This window comes from Algoriphagus sp. TR-M9 (assembly GCF_027594545.1).
GTDB classification, from domain to species: domain Bacteria; phylum Bacteroidota; class Bacteroidia; order Cytophagales; family Cyclobacteriaceae; genus Algoriphagus; species Algoriphagus halophytocola.
In genome coordinates, this window is sequence record NZ_CP115160.1 from 2,020,197 (window position 1) to 2,037,568 (window position 17,372).

A 17,372-nucleotide genomic window follows, 5' to 3' on the forward strand; every position below is an offset into this window, starting at 1 on the left:
TATGATTACAAAAGAGCAACTTAAGCACTATTCTAGTAAAGGCTATTTAATCCTCCCGAAGATGTACCAAGGGGAAGTTTTGGCAAGCCTGATCACAGCTACAGAGCGTCTAGAAAAACTGGATGGGCCTGAGTTTTTTAGAGAGAAAAACTCCGGAAAAATCCGGACAGTCTTTGCTCCGGAAAAATTTGACCAGACCATCGCTAAGCTTATCAACCAGTTGGAACTGAGACAAATTATCTACCAGATTCTGGGAGAGGATTTTTATCTGTTCCAATCTAAGCTTAATACCAAAGCCTGCCTGGAATCCGGGGTTTGGACCTGGCATCAGGATTTTAAGTTTTGGAAAGAAGATGGAATGTTGCAGGCAAATGCTGTGACTGCTGCTGTGCTGCTTTCCGATGTGGATATCGCCAATGGACCAATATTGCTCATTCCGGGCACTCATCAGGAAGGTGAAGTCAGTTCCTATCTCAACAATCCAGAAGGAGTGCACGATGAAAATCTCAAGTACATGATTCACCCATCCACGCTGTCCAGCATGTGTGAGAAATATGAACCCATAGTCCCACTCCTGGGTAAAGCTGGAGACTTATTGCTTTTCCATAGCAATGTGCTACATGCCTCCTATCAAAACATGGGGTATCTAGACAGAAAGCTACTGATGCTTACATTTAATCCCATCCGAAACATACAGGAAGTAGAACATCCCAGACCAGACTATATGGTCAAAAGAAATAAGGCCGTTTTATCCCCTAATTCATGACTCAAGAACTTATTCAATATATCACCAAAGCCATCGATCAGCCTATTCAGGCAGATGAAGAATTGTTGAGTACTGGCCTGATTGATAGCATAACTATCATGAAGGTGATTGCCTATCTGGAAGAAACATATCAGGTGAAAGTGCCCCCTCAAGACATGGTAATAGAGAATTTCAATACCGTCAATTCAATCTCCGATTATGTCACCCAACTGAAGGCAAAACTATAAATGTCAGAATTTACAACCTTTGATTCCCAAAGTTTAACCCAAAGTCAACTTGCCATCTGGACCGGCCAAAAAATGGCTCCGGATTCATGCGCAAACAATCTTCCTCACATCTTTGAACTGAAAGGGAAAATTGACCCTATTCTGTTTAAAGATGCATTTCAGGGTTTGATTCAGTCCCAGGAAATTTTTAGAACCGTTTTTCTCGAAAATGAAGATGGGGAGGTTATCCAACAGATCCAGAAGACTACCTCTGATCAATTGGAATTGGTTAGGATTAATGAAGGTGAGTTGGATTCTTACCTAAAAAATCAAATCAATAAAAGCTTTGACCTTAGCCGATGTTGCTTTGATTCTTCACTCATCGCGATTGACGAAAATAGGTGGATTTGGTATTTATCCATGCACCACATTGTAGCGGATGCCAGCACGTTCAAAGTACTATTTAATGAAATGGCTGGGCGTTACTTTGCTTTACTGAATCAAATACCCCTTGCACCCTATCAAGCGGCTTCCTTTCAGGAATTCAGGGCTTATGAAAGTAAACAAGAAGCAGGTAGTTATTGGGACTTGAAAGCCCAAGAGCCTGTTAACACCCCTCAACTTTATGGAAACAGCGCTCATAAGGGGAAAAAAAGCGCCCGCAGGGTTCAGCTTTTGCTCACTGAAACCGATAAAAAACAACTTCAGGAAAAGCTGAGCTCAGAGACTTACCGGGCATTCAATCAGGATTTAGCTCAATACACCCTTTGGACCTCTTTATTTGCGGCCTTTATAGCCAAAACTTCTGGAGAAAGTAGAATTCGATTAGGAAGCCCCTATCCTAATCGGAACCTACAAAAGTTCAAACAAACGGCTGGGCTCCTGATCGAAGTATTGCCTCTGGACCTATTTATAGATGAAAATGAAACCTTTCAAAGCCTATTTCTAAAGGTTAAAAATGAGCTTTTTGACTTTTTCAAATATGGACAAGCCGGTGCCCAATCGCCTGAAAACTCAAGGGGAATCCATTTTGTGGTCAATTTTATCCCGCTCCATTTTGGAAACTTTGGTGACATTGAATGTAACACGCAGTGGTTATTTCCTGACCAACTGGACTCCGTGCATCATATGCGTTTGCAGATTTTTGATTTCAATGATGCTACCAATAAAAATTATTATTTGGAGATCAATGAGGAGCATTTGACTGAAAGTCAGGCAAACCTTATTCCCCTACATTTTCAAAACCTGCTTCAAGCTTTTTTGGCAAATGATCAATCCTCCTTAGATGAGATTAACCTGATCACAAAGCAGGAAATTCAGGAAACGCTCCATGAAAAACCTGAGTCAGAAGAGTTTCAGCCGGAAAGCCTGGTCTTGCAGCTCCGAAAAGGCTTTGAGTTAAATTCAAAAAATATAGCCATCCGCTGCGGGGATGAAACCCTCAGCTATGCACAACTTGAGCATAAAATAAAAGCTCAATGCAATATTTTAGCCAACCAGGGCTTGGGCGAGGGTTCTATTTTGGCCATTCACCAACCTAGATCCGTTGAGTTTTTACTTACTGTTTTGGCATCTATTCGTTTAGGTATTGTCTTCGTTCCGATTCCTGTAGATCTCCCTCCAAAGCGTATAGAGTTAATTTTAGGAGAGTTGAAACCAGATGCAGTTGTTACCAATGGGCTAGGCTTTGCTCATAGTTATTTGACTATCGGGAGTGAATCTCCGCGACCAGTAGAGGTTCAAAGTAGCGCTGAATTATCACCTCATGCTGCTGATCGATTGGCTTATATTCTTTTCACTTCCGGATCCACCGGCAAACCAAAAGGGGTGGAAGTTTCCCTTCCCGCACTTTCTAATTACATCGCGCAAGCCAAGTCGATTTATCAAGTTGAGCAAAAGATGGTGATGCCATTTTTTACTTCCATAGGCTTTGATTTGACCATTACCTCCCTCTTTTTGCCCTTAGTCTGTGGAGGAGAAATAGTGATTTTTCCAGAAAAGAAAACAGGTCCAGACTTAGCAGTTTTGGAAATATTTAAAAATAAAGACTTGACTACAGTCAAACTGACGCCCTCTCACGCCAGGTTGATTTTGGATTACCAATTAAAAGAATCCGCGGTTTCTACCTTGATTTTGGGAGGAGAAAATCTAGAAAGCCAACTTGCTGAAGAGCTCCAGCAGACCTTTGCGCCGGGACTTCGCATATTTAACGAATATGGTCCCACAGAGGCAACGGTAGGCTGCATTGTCCACCAATACACCCAGAAAGAAAGTGCTTTGCACTCTGTGCCTATAGGCAAGCCTATCTTAGGCTGTGAAGCTTATCTTTTAGACCGAAACCTCAGACCCGTTTCCCAAGGTCTTCCCGGAGAATTGTTTCTGTCGGGAAAGGTATTGGCGCGTGGATATGCTAAGCGTCCTGATTTGACTAAAAGTTATTTTCTCGAAAATCCTTTCCAAGCCGGCCAAGTCATGTATAAAACTGGTGACATGGCTAGATTAAATTCCTCTGGTAACTTTGAATATCTGGGCCGCTTGGATGAACAACTCAAAATCAACGGGGTGCGAATAGAATCCGGAGAAATAGAGAAATTACTCAATGAGGTACCAGGAATCGAGGAGGTCCATCTGGCAGTGGCGCGCAGCAATGAAGATCAATATCATCATCCAGAATATTATTGTAAAAACTGTGGCCTACCTTCAAACTATCCAGACGCCAGTTTCAACGAGAATGGCATTTGTAGTCTTTGTGAATCATTTGAGGACTATCAGCGAAATGTCTCCTCTTATTTCAAATCCTACGATAGCCTGAAGTCAGAAATAGTAGCATTGGGCCAGGGCAGAGACGCAAAATACGATTGCCTGATGCTACTCAGTGGTGGAAAAGACAGCAGCTATGCACTGGCTAAACTGAAAGAACTGGGACTGAATATTTTGGCTTTCACGCTGGATAATGGTTTTATCTCCGATCATGCTAAACAAAATATTCGGAATACTACGGAAAAACTAGGTGTGGATCATATTTATGGTAGGACTTCAGCCATGAATGCGATTTTTCGGGACAGCATAGAGCGACACCAGAATGTGTGCAACGGCTGCTTCAAGACAGTTTATACCCTAAGTACTCAAGTGGCTTTGGAAAAAAACATCCCGGTGATTGTGACCGGTTTATCTCGGGGACAATTTTTCGAAACCAGACTTACCGAAGAACTTTTCATCAAGGAAAATTTTGATCCCAAAGACATAGATCAGATTATTTTGGAAGCGCGTAAATCCTACCACAGGACCAAAGATGCTGTCAGTCAATATTTGGATGTTTCCATGTTTGAATCTGATGAGATTTTTGACAAAGTTGCTTTCTTGGATTTTTACAGATTCAGCGATGTGAGTCTGTCTGAGCTGATAGCTTATTTGGAATCCCATATTGGGTGGAAAAGGCCGCAAGATACCGGCAGAAGTACAAATTGCATCATCAACGACCTGGGGATCTATGTGCATAAGCGGAGAAAAGGCTATCATAATTATGCTTTCCCTTACAGCTGGGATGTACGGGTAGGGCATAAAAAACGTGAGGAAACCATTCATGAACTCAATGATCACCTGAGCATAGCGGAAATTAAAAACCTGATGCAGGAAATCGGCTATGATCCTAGGGAAAACTCCCAGGAACTTCGGGCTTATTTCAAAGCCAACCAATCAGTACAAATAGATCAAATAGTCAGTCATCTCCGGTCACATTTACCTACTACGATGATCCCCTCCTATTTTCAGCAGGTAGATAGTTTTCCTTTATCTCCCAATGGAAAAGTCGATAAAAAAGCCCTTGTAAAAGAACGCGTAAAGTTGTCGAAAAGTGACACTGAAGTGGTCCAAAAACCCAAGAACAAAATTGAGCAGCTGATCCATGATACCTATAGTGCAGTGCTAAAACTGGAAGCAATAGACGTGACTGACTCCTTTATTTCCTTAGGAGGAAATTCGCTCGCGGCAATCCGAATCGTTTCATTATTAGGTAAAAAGTTAAACCTAGACATTAGTATTCAGACCTTTTTTGAAAAAGATAGTATCAGGGAGTTGGCAGATGAAGTCACTTTGGAAATCAAAAAACGATTAGGGAAAGCCTAAAATCATCCTTTTAATCAACCATTTGCCTAGGCTTGATACTCTTATGGTGTAGGGAGCTAAAGGATTTGCTGATTTTTTTTAGCTTTGGTCCCAATGGAAAAAAAAATCGCTTGGCTTGGGTTATTTTTAGGGCCTTTGGCATTCTTTTGCATTTACTATTTAGTTCCAATTCCCAGCTTGGAGCCAGCTCCTAAAGCTATGCTGGCCCTGGCGGCATGGATGGCGATCTGGTGGATTTCCGAAGCAATACCTATAGCTGCTACTGCTTTTTTGCCTTTAATCCTGATGCCCACACTGCAGATTTTACCTATTGGGGATGTGTCTGCCAACTATATGCACCCAACTGTAATGCTGTATATGGGCGGTTTTTTGATGGCCACTGGTATAGAAAAGTGGAACCTGCATAGACGTATTGCACTAGGCATCATCAATCTGATCGGAACTGATCTTCGGACTATTGTATTAGGATTTATCTGCGCTACCGGTTTGCTCTCCATGTGGATATCCAATTCTGCTACTTCACTGATGATGCTACCTATAGGGCTAGCAGTGGTCAAGCAATTTCAAAGTCAGTTTGGAGCTGAAAACCAGGCTCTGGGAGAAAAACTGGGGAAGAATATCATGCTGGGAATAGCCTACAGTGCCTCTATAGGTGGCCTGGCCACGCTGATCGGGACACCTACCAATACCATATTGGCTGCCGTAGTTTCAGACTTATATGACTATCAAATCGGCTTTAACGAATGGATGATTTTTGGCTTTCCACTTTCTTTAGTTTTGATTGTTATTTGCTGGTATTATTTGGTGAATTTTGCCAATCCTCTTCCCAAAAAGTTTGATCTGGAAAATGCCAAAAACATCGTGAAAAATAAGTTAATAGAGCTGGGGAGAATGAGTTATGAGGAGATAACTGTTCTTATTGTCTTTTCAATGGTATGTTTAGCCTGGATCAGCAGAAGCTTTTTTTTAGCCAAGTTTATCCCAGAAATCAATGACACCATCATAGTTTTGACTGGGGTTTTAGTGCTTTTTCTTATACCGGATTCCACCAATACCAAAAGGATTTTGGACTGGAAAACAGCGGAAAAAATTCCTTGGGGTGTTTTGATTCTATTTGGAGGGGGATTAGCTCTAGCGGAAGGATTTAAAGAAACGGGTCTGGCTGAATGGATAGGACAGCGCTTTACGCTGATCGAAGGAGTTAGCTTTGTACTTTTGCTCTTGGTTATTGTGCTTTCTGTAAATTTCCTCACGGAAGTTACTTCTAATGTAGCGACGGCCTCCATGCTGCTGCCGATATTGGCCTCAGTAGCATTCAAATTAGACCTTCACCCCTTTGGTTTAATGGTTGGGGCTACTTTGGCAGCTTCCTGTGCCTTTATGCTACCAGTGGCTACGCCGCCCAATGCGATAGTTTTTGGCTCCGGATTTTTGAAAATGCAGGATATGGTGCGTGCGGGTTTTTGGCTGAACGTTATTTCTGTTTTTCTGGTGACATTGATGGTGTATTTTATTCTGCCAGTGGTTTGGGATATCGATTTGTTGGCTAATCCTTTTTGAAAAAGACAAGGTAATTATTGGTGGTAGCATAGGATTGTTTATCCTTATTTCTAATTGGTTTCGAGTCCAAATTATTCCTCAGTTATACCTCCTGGATTCGACACAGTACCGCTTCCCCACATTTCATCACATATATCAGGCAATTCGTCCCATACTTTTGAAAAGCCTTTCTAGTTGCCCTAATCTTGGTACATCAATTAGAAAGTGAACTGATGAACACTAAGAAAGTCTTTTATTTGCTAATCCTTTTGGCCGTTATTTACAATATGGTACTGCTGTATTCTGCACCCTCTCAGGATAAGCAGAAGGAAGAAAAGACAACCTTAAACTTTAAAGTAAATCTAATTGAGCAAGAGTAGTTTAACCCATTAATTAACAGCGAAATATGAAATCAAGAAGATTTGCATTTAGGGAAATAGAATGGTGGATCGCCAGCTTTGTGTTTTTGGTCATAGTGCTTACCAATATCATGGATGGTATTCGGTATAGTCAGATTGAAAAATTTTTCGGGACGGTTTTCATGCCCATCGCTGTGTATCTGGGGTTTTATGCGATGCATTTGGTCATTATCCCCAAGTACCTGAAAGACAAGAAAGTTTTACCATTAATACTATTCAGCATACTTACAGCATTGCTGACTATGGCGCTGGCAGGAGTTTGTGCAGCGGGTATGGACATAGATCCGGAAAAGTTTTTCAGATTTTACTTTTCAGTTTTAGCCTTGTATCCGGGTTACCTGCTTACCTGCATTTTACTTCAAAAAATGCTTCTGCCCCCGGCATTTAAAGACTATCACCTCTACAACGGTGCCAGGCTCTTTACGATAGTGTTGTTTGTGACAGTTTTTCTGGTATCCGCTCAGTTATTTGTCAATGTGGGAGTATTTGTCATTTTGTTTATGATTATTCCCGGGATAGTAATTTTCGTGATTTACAATTACTATCTACTCTATAGAAATAAGCTTACAGGCAATATCAAAGCCTACCGATGGTTTCTCTGGGGTTTGATGTCCATTATTATATTCATCTTTCTGATTATCGCATTGGATGAAAATGTACCTGAGATCATGCTCATAGGAGTTGGGGTGGATCTACTTTTGTTATTTGTGATTTTCCCCTTATCCAATCTGATTTTCAAAAAGTACGAGGATTATATCGGTAGAATCGATGACCTTTCTACACAAGTCAATCAGAGTTCGGCGAATCTGAGCTTCCTGCGCTCTCAGATCAATCCGCATTTTCTATTCAACGCTCTCAATACGCTGTATGGCGCTGCACTGATGGAAAATGCAGAAAAAACCTCGGATGGTATCCAAAAGCTAGGAGATATGATGCGATTTATGCTGCATGAAAACCAAATGGACAAAATCCCGCTGGCCCGTGAAATTGATTACCTGAAAAACTACCTGGATTTACAGATGCTTCGCTTCGCAAAAGAAGACCACCTGGATGTGACTATCCAGCTAAGTGAGGAGCACTGTAAAGGAGACATTGCGCCTATGCTGCTGATTCCTTTTGTGGAAAATGCTTTCAAACATGGCATCAGTACCAAAAACAAATCTTGGATTAAAATCAATTTACGCTGCATGCAGGGATCTGTGCATCTGGATGTGGTAAATAGTATTCACCCTAAAAAAACCACAGAGGATCCTAAGGACGAGTCCGGAATAGGTCTGGAAAATGTCAAAAACCGTTTAGCTCACTCTTATCCTCAAAAGCACAGCCTGACCTTAGTGGCAAATGATTCGGAACACTTTGTACATTTAGCTATTCAATTGAGTTAACCTATGCTGAAAGCAATCGCAATAGACGATGAAAATATGGCCTTGGAAGTGATCAAGTCCCACGCTTCCAAAGTTCCCTTTTTGGAATTAGAACAAGTTTTTACAGATGCTATTGACGCTTTGGAGTACCTCAAGTGTCATGCGATAGATCTGATTTTTCTGGATATCAATATGCCGGATATTTCGGGAATTGACTTTGCTGGCCTGGTGCCGGGTGAGACTATGGTAATCTTTACCACTGCCTACTCTGACTATGCGGTGAAAGGGTTTGAACTGGACGCTATCGATTACCTACTCAAACCTTTCAACTTGGGTAGGTTTCTGAAAGCTTGCCAAAAAGCCCAGGAATGGTCCGAGTTGCGTCCAGGAAATGAATCTCTATTCATGTACCTGAAAACTTCCGAAGGCCAGCAGAAGATCAAATTCTCCGAGCTACTCTGCTGCGAGGCTACAGGAAACTATGTGACTTTTCACCTGAGAAATGAAAAAGTGCTCAGTAGGGTCACCTTGGCAGAAATAGAAAAGTCCCTACCCTCCTCTTTTATCCGGACCCATCGCTCCTATATAGTCAATGCTGCTTTGGTGGATAAGGTAGAAAGGCATCAGCTGATCGCAGAAAACCAAAATTTCCCCGTGAGTCTTTCCTTTATGGACCAGGTGGCAGGCTTCTTCGAAAAGCGCTGAACTATTCAAATGTGTCCATGTATTCCTTTTTATAGGCCAAGGGAGTCTTTCCAGTTCTGTCTTTAAACTGCTTATTGAAATTAGAGAGCGTAGGAAAACCACTTTCAAAGCAAACCTGACTGACGTTCAAGTCTTCATCATGCAGAAGTTTACGCGCATTGCTGATACGGACATCCCCTAAGAAATCTGAGAAGGATTTATTGACTCTGGATTTAAAATACCTACTAAAGGCACTTTCCGACATGCTGGCCATGGCGGCTACATCCTGCAGGGTGATTTTATCCTTGAAGTTTTTCAGGACATATTCTAGAATCTCTGATATTTTATCTTTCTCATTTGCGGCGTAGTTATTTTTATAACCGAGTTGAGTAATAGGCGAAAGATCTGAGGAGTGAGCCAGGAGATCCAGAATCTGAAGTAGTCCTACTATCCTGGAAGTTCCTCGTTTGTCCAATAGCTCTTTCATCATCTTGGTCACTTGGCGATTGGTAGGCCCAGTGATCTCGAGGCCCCTGTTAGCCCGGGACAGTAATTTTTCAATATCCTCATACTCTTCTTTCATAAAGGCGTTTTCGCCGAGAAAGTTTTCGGGGAAGTAAATTACGATATCATGGGTTTCAAGGCCGTTTTCCACATCAAAATAGATATTGTCACTCCGCCAAACATGGGGAAGGTTGGGCCCGGTGAGTACCATATCACCTTCTTTGAAAGGTTTCATGTGATCCCCTATGTACCGGGTGCCTCTGCCTTTCAATACTACGTTTAATTGATATTCTTCATGAGAATGCCAGTATTTGTCCAAATACTGCTCCCTTAATTCCTTGATAACGAACACCTTATTTTCCGGAATTTTGGATTTCTGAAGCGGTTTCTTCATGATTTCTATCTGATTTAGTTTATTCTTTAACTCAATATTGCTCGTAATTAATCATAATTCAGTCATTTTTCAAGCTGAAACAGGGAGAATAGCTAGAATATTATTTAGACTTTTAATTGATCAAAAATTATAACCCATTATATGTTTTCTAAAACCCAACAAATAACCCAAAGGGCAGGCTTTTTCTTGCTCTTGATGGTCGTTTCTATGCTCGTAGCCTGTAATGGCAACAAGAGCAAGAACTTCCTCTCCTCGACCGAACCACGGCGAGTTGAGATATTAGTACTAGGTCATGAAAGTGAGCATCACAATTCAGAAAAACTGATGATGTACCTGCAGACTCCTTTGTTTCAGCGGGGTATCAACCTCACTTATACTACTGATGTAAATGACCTGAATTCAACCAAATTAAATAACTATGACGGATTGATGATTTATGCCAATCATGATGAGATCAGTCCAGAGCAAGAATCAGCACTGAAGGATTACATTCAGAGTGGTAAGGCTTTGATCCCTATTCATAGTGCATCTTTTTGCTTTAGAAATTCACCTTGGTTTGTAGAAGCCGTAGGTGGTCAGTTCAGTACACATGAGACAGGAGATTTCACTGCTGAGATCGTAGATGCGGATCATCCGGCTATGCAGGGGATTTCTGAATTCGAGACATGGGATGAAACCTACGTTCATTCACAGGTAAATCCAGACATGCAGGTATTGATGGAGCGTGTAGAAGGTGACCACAGAGAGCCTTACACCTGGGTAAGAGATGAAGGAAAAGGCCGGGTATTCTATACCGCTTATGGTCATAATGAAAAAACCTGGGAAAAAGATGAGTTCCAGCAGTTGATCGCTAATGGTATACTTTGGGCCGTTGGAAATGAGGTCAACAAGCAGCTGATTGCTTATGATATTCCTCAGCCACAGTTTGAGGATGCAGATATTCCTAATTATGAGCAGAGGGACCCAGCTCCAAGGTATCAATTACCACTGTCGCCTGAGGAGTCAATGAAGCTGGTACAAGTACCCGTAGGTTTTGAATTGGAGCTATTCGCTTCTGAACCTATGATTATTAATCCCATCGCGTTCACCTGGGATGAGAAGGGAAGATTATTTGTGCTAGAGACCGTGGATTATCCCAACGAAGTCCGCAAAGAAAGCGGAGATGATGTGATTAAAATCCTGGAAGATACCGATGGAGATGGTAAAGCGGATAAATCAACTGTTTTTGCCGAAGGCTTAAATATTCCTACCTCTATAGTAGCCGTGAATGGCGGTGTGATGGTATCTATGGCTCCTGATTTTGTGTTCTTCAAAGACACTGATGGAGATGACGTAGCAGATGTGCGCGAAACCGTGATCACAGGATGGGGTACCTATGATACCCATGCCGGCCCGTCCAATTTAAGATATGGATTTGACAATAAAATATGGGGAGTTTTAGGCTACTCTGGATTCAACGGTACCGTGAGTGGCCAGCAACACAACTTCAGCCAGGGTGTTTACAGATTTGATCCGGCAGGAGAAAACATGGAATTCCTTGGTCGTACCAGTAATAACACTTGGGGACTGGGATTCTCTGAAGATTTCGAAACCTTCATTTCCACAGCAAATGGTCAGCACTCTGTTTACCTAGCTATGGACAATAAATACCTAAAGCGAACTGTTTATAAAGGCACTCCAAATACTGCTACCGGGATAGACTCTCACTTTGACATGCCTCACCTCACTCCTTTCCTAAGACAGGTGGACTGGCATGGAAGTTACACCGCTGCTGCGGGACACAATGTATATACTGCGAGAAGCTTCCCAGAGGAATATTGGAACAAAATGGCTTTTGTGGCTGAGCCGACTGGACGTGTGCTTCATAATGCTCAACTAATCGAAGAAGGATCCGGCTACAGAGAGAAAAACGCCTTCAATATTTTGGCTAGTTCAGACGAGTGGTTCAGTCCAGTACATGCTGAAGTTGGACCTGATGGTGCACTATGGGTTGCTGATTGGTACAACTTTATTATCCAGCACAACCCTACTCCTAGAGGTTTTGAAAACGGAGAAGGAAATGCTTACATCAATCCCCTACGTGATAGCCAGCATGGTAGAATCTACCGACTATCGTATAAAGGTGGTGAGGCTTCAGAGACTTTTGACTTAACGGATGCCAGTGCGAGTGAATTGCTAGATGCCATGAAAAGTGACAACCTATTCTGGAGACTTACTGCGCAGCGATTGATCGTAGAAAGCAAGAATAAGGAAACCTTAGCCGGGCTTTATGAATTGATCAATTCTCAAGAAGTAGACGGAGCAGGAATCAACGGTCCAGCAATCAATGCCCTTTGGACTTTGAAAGGACTTGGCGAGCTCGAAGGAAACAATGCCCAGGCTCAGGATGTGGTAGAAAAAGCACTCTCCCACCCTTCAGCTGCTGTTAGAAAAAATGCAGCGAGAGTAATTCCTAAAAACCAAGAAGCCTTAGACGCTATCATGGCAGCTAATCTGCTGGAGGATCCAAGTCTTCAAGTGAGGAAATTTGCGACCTTGGCAGTATCTGAAATGCCAACATCTGATGAGGTTTCTCAGAAGCTATTGGCAATCTCTGAAAATGCGGATAATGCAGCAGATGAATACATGCCTCAGGCAATATTTGCAGCTGCCCTGACTCACCCATCCGCATTCGAAGGAAGAGCAGTACCTGAAGCTCCTGCCGAAGGAGTGGAAATGGCAATTGCTGATAGAGTGGCCAAGAGCTTGGTGTCTGAGTTATACTCCTTAAGTCCAAGAAATGCACTCTTATTCCCACCTGATCCTAGTGGTAAGGAAATCACCATAGATATGGAAATTACGCCAGGCAGAGATGCCTTAGATGGGGTGATCGTGGCCCAAGGAAATGGCACTAACGGATATAGCTTGTATGTGTATAAGGATGCATTACACTTTGCAGTGGCACAAGATGGAGATGTGAAAATCATCAGTTCGCGCAGAAATCTTCCAAATGAAAAATTTGCGATCAATGCCACGCTAAAAGAAGGCGGCAATATGAGCCTGAAGATCAATGACAGTGAAGTAGCCAGCGGTAAAACCAAAGGTTTATTTACTGTTCCTCTATCACCAAATAATGTTCGTGTAGGACAATTTGATTCAGGAAACAAAGTAGGTGACTACGAAGGCAACTGGAGATTTTCTGGCCGTATAGGCAATGATTCAAGTTTGGATTTGAAAAAACCTTCTTCAGGTGATGCTGGGGCTGTAGCTGCTATCGAGGAAGTAGAAATGGCAAAAGACGGGAAAGTTACCCTGACTGCTGTACCCCATGAAATGAGATTTGACAAGTCTACCTTTGCGGTAAACGCTGGCAGCAAGTTGATCTTGGATTTCAAAAATCCAGACTACGTGCAGCATAACCTGATCGTAGGTACAGTTGGATCTTTGGAGAAAATCACTGATGCTTCTGTACAAATGGCTCAGGATCTGACGGGGATGGACAGGGGCTTTGTCCCAGAAATCCCTGAGGTTTTGGCTGCTACTGGTTTGGTGTTCCCAAATACAGAAGATTCAATTATTATGACTGTTCCTTCTGAGAAAGGAGATTATCCTTTCGTTTGCACCCTTCCAAATCACTGGAAGTCTATGAAGGGAATAATGAAAGTGATATAAGTATGGCGTTAGAGGTAAAATTCGGGGTAAGCACTTGGCTTTGGACATCCCCATTTTCAAAAGAAGCGCTATCCTTGCTTCCAAAGATCAAAGAATTTGGATACGATGTGGTGGAAATTCCTGTGGAAGATCCCGCTTTAATCAACATAAATGAAGTTAAGCAAGCACTCACAGATAATGGCCTAGAGGCCGTTATCTGTGGGGCCTTTGGCACGAGCAGAGACCTGACCAATGAGGATCCAAGTTTCCATAAAACCAGCTTTGACTACCTGGATTCCTGTTTCGAGATCGCGGCAGGGCTTGGGACAAAGTTTGTGGCAGGCCCTATGTACTCTGCTGTAGGCAAAGCCCGCTTGATCTCAGCAGAGCAAAAGAAGGTGGAATGGGATCGTGCAGTAAGTAACCTGAGGATTGTCTGCCAAAATGCGAGAAAATCAGGTTTGGATATTGCATTGGAAACCCTGAACAGATTTGAAACAGATCTAATCAATACCTGTGAAGAACTCATGCAGCTGATCGCAGATATCAATGAGCCAGAAGCCAAGGTAATCTTAGACGGTTTTCATATGAATATTGAGGAACCTGACGTAGAAGCAGCCATTCGCCGAGCAGGTGACAAGTTGATTCATTTGCAGGTTTCAGAAAATTACCGGGGTACTCCAGGTACCGGGCAAACTCGGTGGGATGCCTACAAGCGCGGGTTAGAGGCTATCAATTACAAAGGTGTAATATCCATTGAAAGCTTCACTCCTGAGGTGAAAGAATTGGCTGGAGCTGTATGTATTTGGAAACCCTTGGTGCCATCTCAGGATGGATTTGCCAAGGAAGGATTACAGTTCCTGAAAAAGTGGGCTGCTGAGTAGTCCAGCTTAAGAAACAACAAACTAGAATAACCTTTTTAAACCCTTTATATTAAAAACATGAGTAAGAAACCGATCAATATAGCCATCATTGGGTTAGGATTTGGAGCTGAATTTATTCCGATTTATCAAAAGCACAAGCTGGCGAATATGTATGCGATCTGCCAGCGAAATAAAGAAAAAGCTGAGGAAATCGGGAAAGCATTTGGAATCGAAAAAGTATACACCGACTACGATGAACTACTTAAAGATCCGGAAATCGATGCCGTCCATATCAATACTCCTATTCAAAACCACGCCGAGCAATCTCTGAAAGCTTTGAGAGCTGGAAAGCATGTAGCCTGTACGGTTCCTATGGCTACTTCAGTAGAGGATTGTAAGAAAATCGTAGAGGAAGTACAGCGTACAGGTTTGACTTATATGATGATGGAAACGGTGATCTATAGCCGTGAATTCCTTTTCGTGAAAGAGATGTATGAAAAAGGGGAACTGGGCAAAATCCAGTTTTTGCGTGCTTCGCATCAGCAGGAAATGGCCGGATGGCCAGGCTATTGGGAAGGCCTCCCTCCTATGCATTACGCTACACACTGTGTGGGGCCGGTATTGGCTTTGCCAAAGGCACAGGCAGAATATGTTTCTTGCCTGGGCTCTGGTACAATTGATGAGAAACTAATCCCGAAATATGGATCTCCATTTGCAATAGAAACCTGTCACATCAAGTTTAAAGACTCTGATTTGGCAGCAGAGGTGACCAGATCTCTTTTCAATACTGCAAGACAGTACCGGGAGAGTTTTGATGTCTATGGATCTGAAAAGTCCTTTGAATGGACACTGATTGAGCATGAAGATTCAGTGATCCATACCGGAGAGACTCCAGAGCGAGTGAAAATCCCGGATTATGCACATTTGCTACCTGAGGAAATCGCGCCATTCACCACTGCCGGTGTATATGACGGAGATGACAATCAGCACCTTTCCTTCATCCAAGGAGCAGGTCATGGTGGATCTCACCCGCATTTGGTGAATGAATTTCTGAATGCACTGCATGAGGAGCGTGCACCTTACCCAGATGCCAAACAGTCAGCAAACATTACTTGCGTTGGAATTTTGGCACATGAATCTGCAATGGCCGGAGGAAAAATTATTCCGTTGCCTGAATTCACACTAGAATAAAATCAGCTATAATAAAATGGGGGTAGTACATTTTGCTATCCCCATTTATCCAAAATAATGTGAAAAATCATGATTAATCTTCTAAACGATACCGAGTTTTGATGAAATTTACCGTTTAGATATTAATACCAGAATAGAATGAAAATTACAAACCTATCAAAGTTAGCAACCGTAGTATTGGCTGTGGCGCTATTTTCATGTGGCGGTGGCGGAAATTCTTCCAGTGAAGAAGTCGTAATGGCAACTAAACCTGCCGATGTACAGACCCCTGCACCTGAACCAGAACCTGTAGAAGAAAGTACTGAAGCAGTAGCAAGCGCGGAGAGTAATGCCCTTCCAGGAAAGGCAAAAATGGAAAGTTCAGATTGTATGTCCTGCCATCTTATGGAACGAAAAGTTATTGGTCCATCATTTTTGGACATCGCTGCTGAATACGAAAACACGGATGAAAATGTGACCAAGCTTGCCGGAAAAGTAATTAACGGTGGTGCTGGTGTATGGGGAGAGGCAGCTATGGCTCCACACCCATCATTAAGCGAAGAAGACGCAAAAGATATGGTAAGATATATCTTGAGCCTTTAACAGGCCTTAGAAAACAAGTAATAGTAAAATAGATTGGGTTACAAGACTAAAAAAGTTGGCTGAACGTTCAGCCAACTTTTTTTATTTTATAGATAGATTGGGTAATGATTTATTTCACTCGGGTACCTTCTGCATCGAACATCCCCATTAAGTCGCCTTTGACCGTATCTTCGTCTACTTTTTTAAGGGAAAGGGTGACATCATAGCCACTGATCGTAAAGGCAGTGTTGATCACATCTCCATTGATGGTCACAGAACTCATTTTTTTCTCTTCTGCGACGCCTTCTTCCATAAAATAACCTGAGGTTTTCCCATCCTTGGTTTCGAACCTTACAGGAATGGTAGCGTCACCATTGGGGGTTCCTGTCACTAGAACATTCCACTTACCTTCAAAGTACGCTTCAGAAGGTTGTGAAGAGGCCTGGACTAGCATTACAGAAAGCAAGCAAAAGATACCGGCTAAAATTAATTTGGTTGATGTCATTTATTTTGGGTTTGGTACGCTTAAATATAATTATTGTTTTGAGATGACACAATATGATAGAACTTATAAAAAGCCAGGCAATACCCTACGACTCTTGCACCCAATCAGGGAATCTATACCTTTTTAATCCTTGAACCACTTTCTTTTTTAAATGTTCAGAAAACACGCTTTACTGCGCAACGGAAAATCTTCAATGCTTACCTCATCATAAAAACCCTTTGAGGTAAGTCTCGAACCCTGAAGATGCTCGGGATGAATATTGAGCTCTTCCAGATAAATTTGGTAAGCATAGTCTTTGAGCGACGCTGAAGTAACCTTGAAAAATTCAAGCAGGCCCTGAGGCAAAAGTAATCTGAGGTAGTCTTTTTCTTCCAATTCTTTTTTCAGCAAAGAAGATAGATTCGATCAATTCCCCCAACTATTAAGACTGATTCACTTTTAGGACTGATCCCTGATCCAAGAAAAAAATACCCCAAAACGCAAAAAGAGAAACATTTCTGTTTCTCTTTTTGAGCCTCCTATCGGGATCGAACCAATGACCTACTGATTACAAGTCAGTTGCTCTACCAGCTGAGCTAAGGAGGCTTATTCCGTATTGGTGATGCAAATATAGAGGTTCAC

General features: G+C 42.3%; 13 protein-coding genes and 1 tRNA gene. 10 read left to right on the forward strand and 4 right to left on the reverse strand.

Annotated elements, in window-relative coordinates; genetic code table 11:
- Position 1 precedes the first annotated feature (1 nt).
- From PBT90_RS08785 to PBT90_RS08810, 6 genes are all read left to right on the forward strand, one after another.
- Entirely contained in the window at positions 2–766 is a 765-nt protein-coding gene (locus PBT90_RS08785; protein WP_264810025.1) for a phytanoyl-CoA dioxygenase family protein, read from the forward strand.
- Positions 763–993 (forward strand): acyl carrier protein, encoded by a 231-nt coding sequence (locus PBT90_RS08790; RefSeq protein ID WP_264810026.1) that lies wholly within the window; start codon positions 763–765, stop codon positions 991–993. The genes PBT90_RS08785 and PBT90_RS08790 overlap by 4 nt, the downstream gene beginning before the upstream one ends.
- Complete coding sequence (locus PBT90_RS08795) at positions 994–5,097, forward strand: amino acid adenylation domain-containing protein (protein ID WP_264810027.1); 4,104 nt, start codon at positions 994–996, stop codon at positions 5,095–5,097. It begins immediately after the preceding gene.
- Between the two features lie 93 nt (positions 5,098–5,190).
- Entirely contained in the window at positions 5,191–6,657 is a 1,467-nt protein-coding gene (locus tag PBT90_RS08800; RefSeq protein WP_264810028.1) for an SLC13 family permease, read from the forward strand.
- 385 nt (positions 6,658–7,042) lie between these two features.
- On the forward strand, positions 7,043–8,440 hold the full coding sequence (locus PBT90_RS08805; RefSeq protein ID WP_264810029.1) for a sensor histidine kinase: 1,398 nt from the start codon (positions 7,043–7,045) through the stop codon (positions 8,438–8,440).
- 3 nt (positions 8,441–8,443) lie between these two features.
- Positions 8,444–9,124 carry a LytR/AlgR family response regulator transcription factor gene (locus PBT90_RS08810; protein ID WP_264810030.1) on the forward strand — a complete coding sequence of 227 codons (681 nt, stop codon included), beginning with the start codon at positions 8,444–8,446 and terminating at the stop codon, positions 9,122–9,124.
- 1 nt (position 9,125) lies between these two features.
- Here PBT90_RS08810 and PBT90_RS08815 read toward each other — a convergent pair whose 3' ends face one another.
- Complete coding sequence (locus PBT90_RS08815; RefSeq protein WP_264810031.1) at positions 9,126–10,001, reverse strand: AraC family transcriptional regulator; 876 nt, start codon at positions 9,999–10,001, stop codon at positions 9,126–9,128.
- 141 nt (positions 10,002–10,142) lie between these two features.
- Here PBT90_RS08815 and PBT90_RS08820 point away from each other — a divergent pair, with 141 nt between their 5' ends.
- The 4 genes from PBT90_RS08820 (at position 10,143) to PBT90_RS08835 (ending at position 16,267) form a co-directional block, all read left to right on the forward strand.
- The gene (locus tag PBT90_RS08820) at positions 10,143–13,652 is read left to right on the forward strand and encodes a PVC-type heme-binding CxxCH protein (RefSeq protein WP_270132795.1); all 3,510 of its coding nucleotides are present in this window, start codon (positions 10,143–10,145) and stop codon (positions 13,650–13,652) included.
- Positions 13,653–13,654: 2 nt separating this feature from the next.
- Positions 13,655–14,515, forward strand: a complete 861-nt coding sequence (locus tag PBT90_RS08825) for a sugar phosphate isomerase/epimerase family protein (protein ID WP_270132799.1) — start codon at positions 13,655–13,657, stop codon at positions 14,513–14,515.
- 57 nt (positions 14,516–14,572) lie between these two features.
- Positions 14,573–15,685 (forward strand): Gfo/Idh/MocA family protein, encoded by a 1,113-nt coding sequence (locus PBT90_RS08830; RefSeq protein WP_264810034.1) that lies wholly within the window; start codon positions 14,573–14,575, stop codon positions 15,683–15,685.
- A gap of 138 nt (positions 15,686–15,823) precedes the next feature.
- A complete protein-coding gene (locus tag PBT90_RS08835; protein WP_264810035.1) occupies positions 15,824–16,267 on the forward strand; it encodes a c-type cytochrome in 444 nt (147 codons plus the stop codon).
- A gap of 109 nt (positions 16,268–16,376) precedes the next feature.
- Here PBT90_RS08835 and PBT90_RS08840 read toward each other — a convergent pair whose 3' ends face one another.
- The 3 genes from PBT90_RS08840 to PBT90_RS08850 all read right to left on the reverse strand — a co-directional run bounded on the left by PBT90_RS08840 (position 16,377) and on the right by PBT90_RS08850 (position 17,336).
- Positions 16,377–16,751, reverse strand: coding sequence for a hypothetical protein (locus PBT90_RS08840; RefSeq protein ID WP_264810036.1), 375 nt, complete (start codon positions 16,749–16,751; stop codon positions 16,377–16,379).
- 147 nt (positions 16,752–16,898) lie between these two features.
- Entirely contained in the window at positions 16,899–17,141 is a 243-nt protein-coding gene (locus tag PBT90_RS08845) for an ISAon1 family transposase N-terminal region protein (protein ID WP_264810037.1), read from the reverse strand.
- A gap of 122 nt (positions 17,142–17,263) precedes the next feature.
- Positions 17,264–17,336: transfer RNA gene (locus PBT90_RS08850), tRNA-Thr, on the reverse strand.
- Positions 17,337–17,372: the final 36 nt, after the last annotated feature.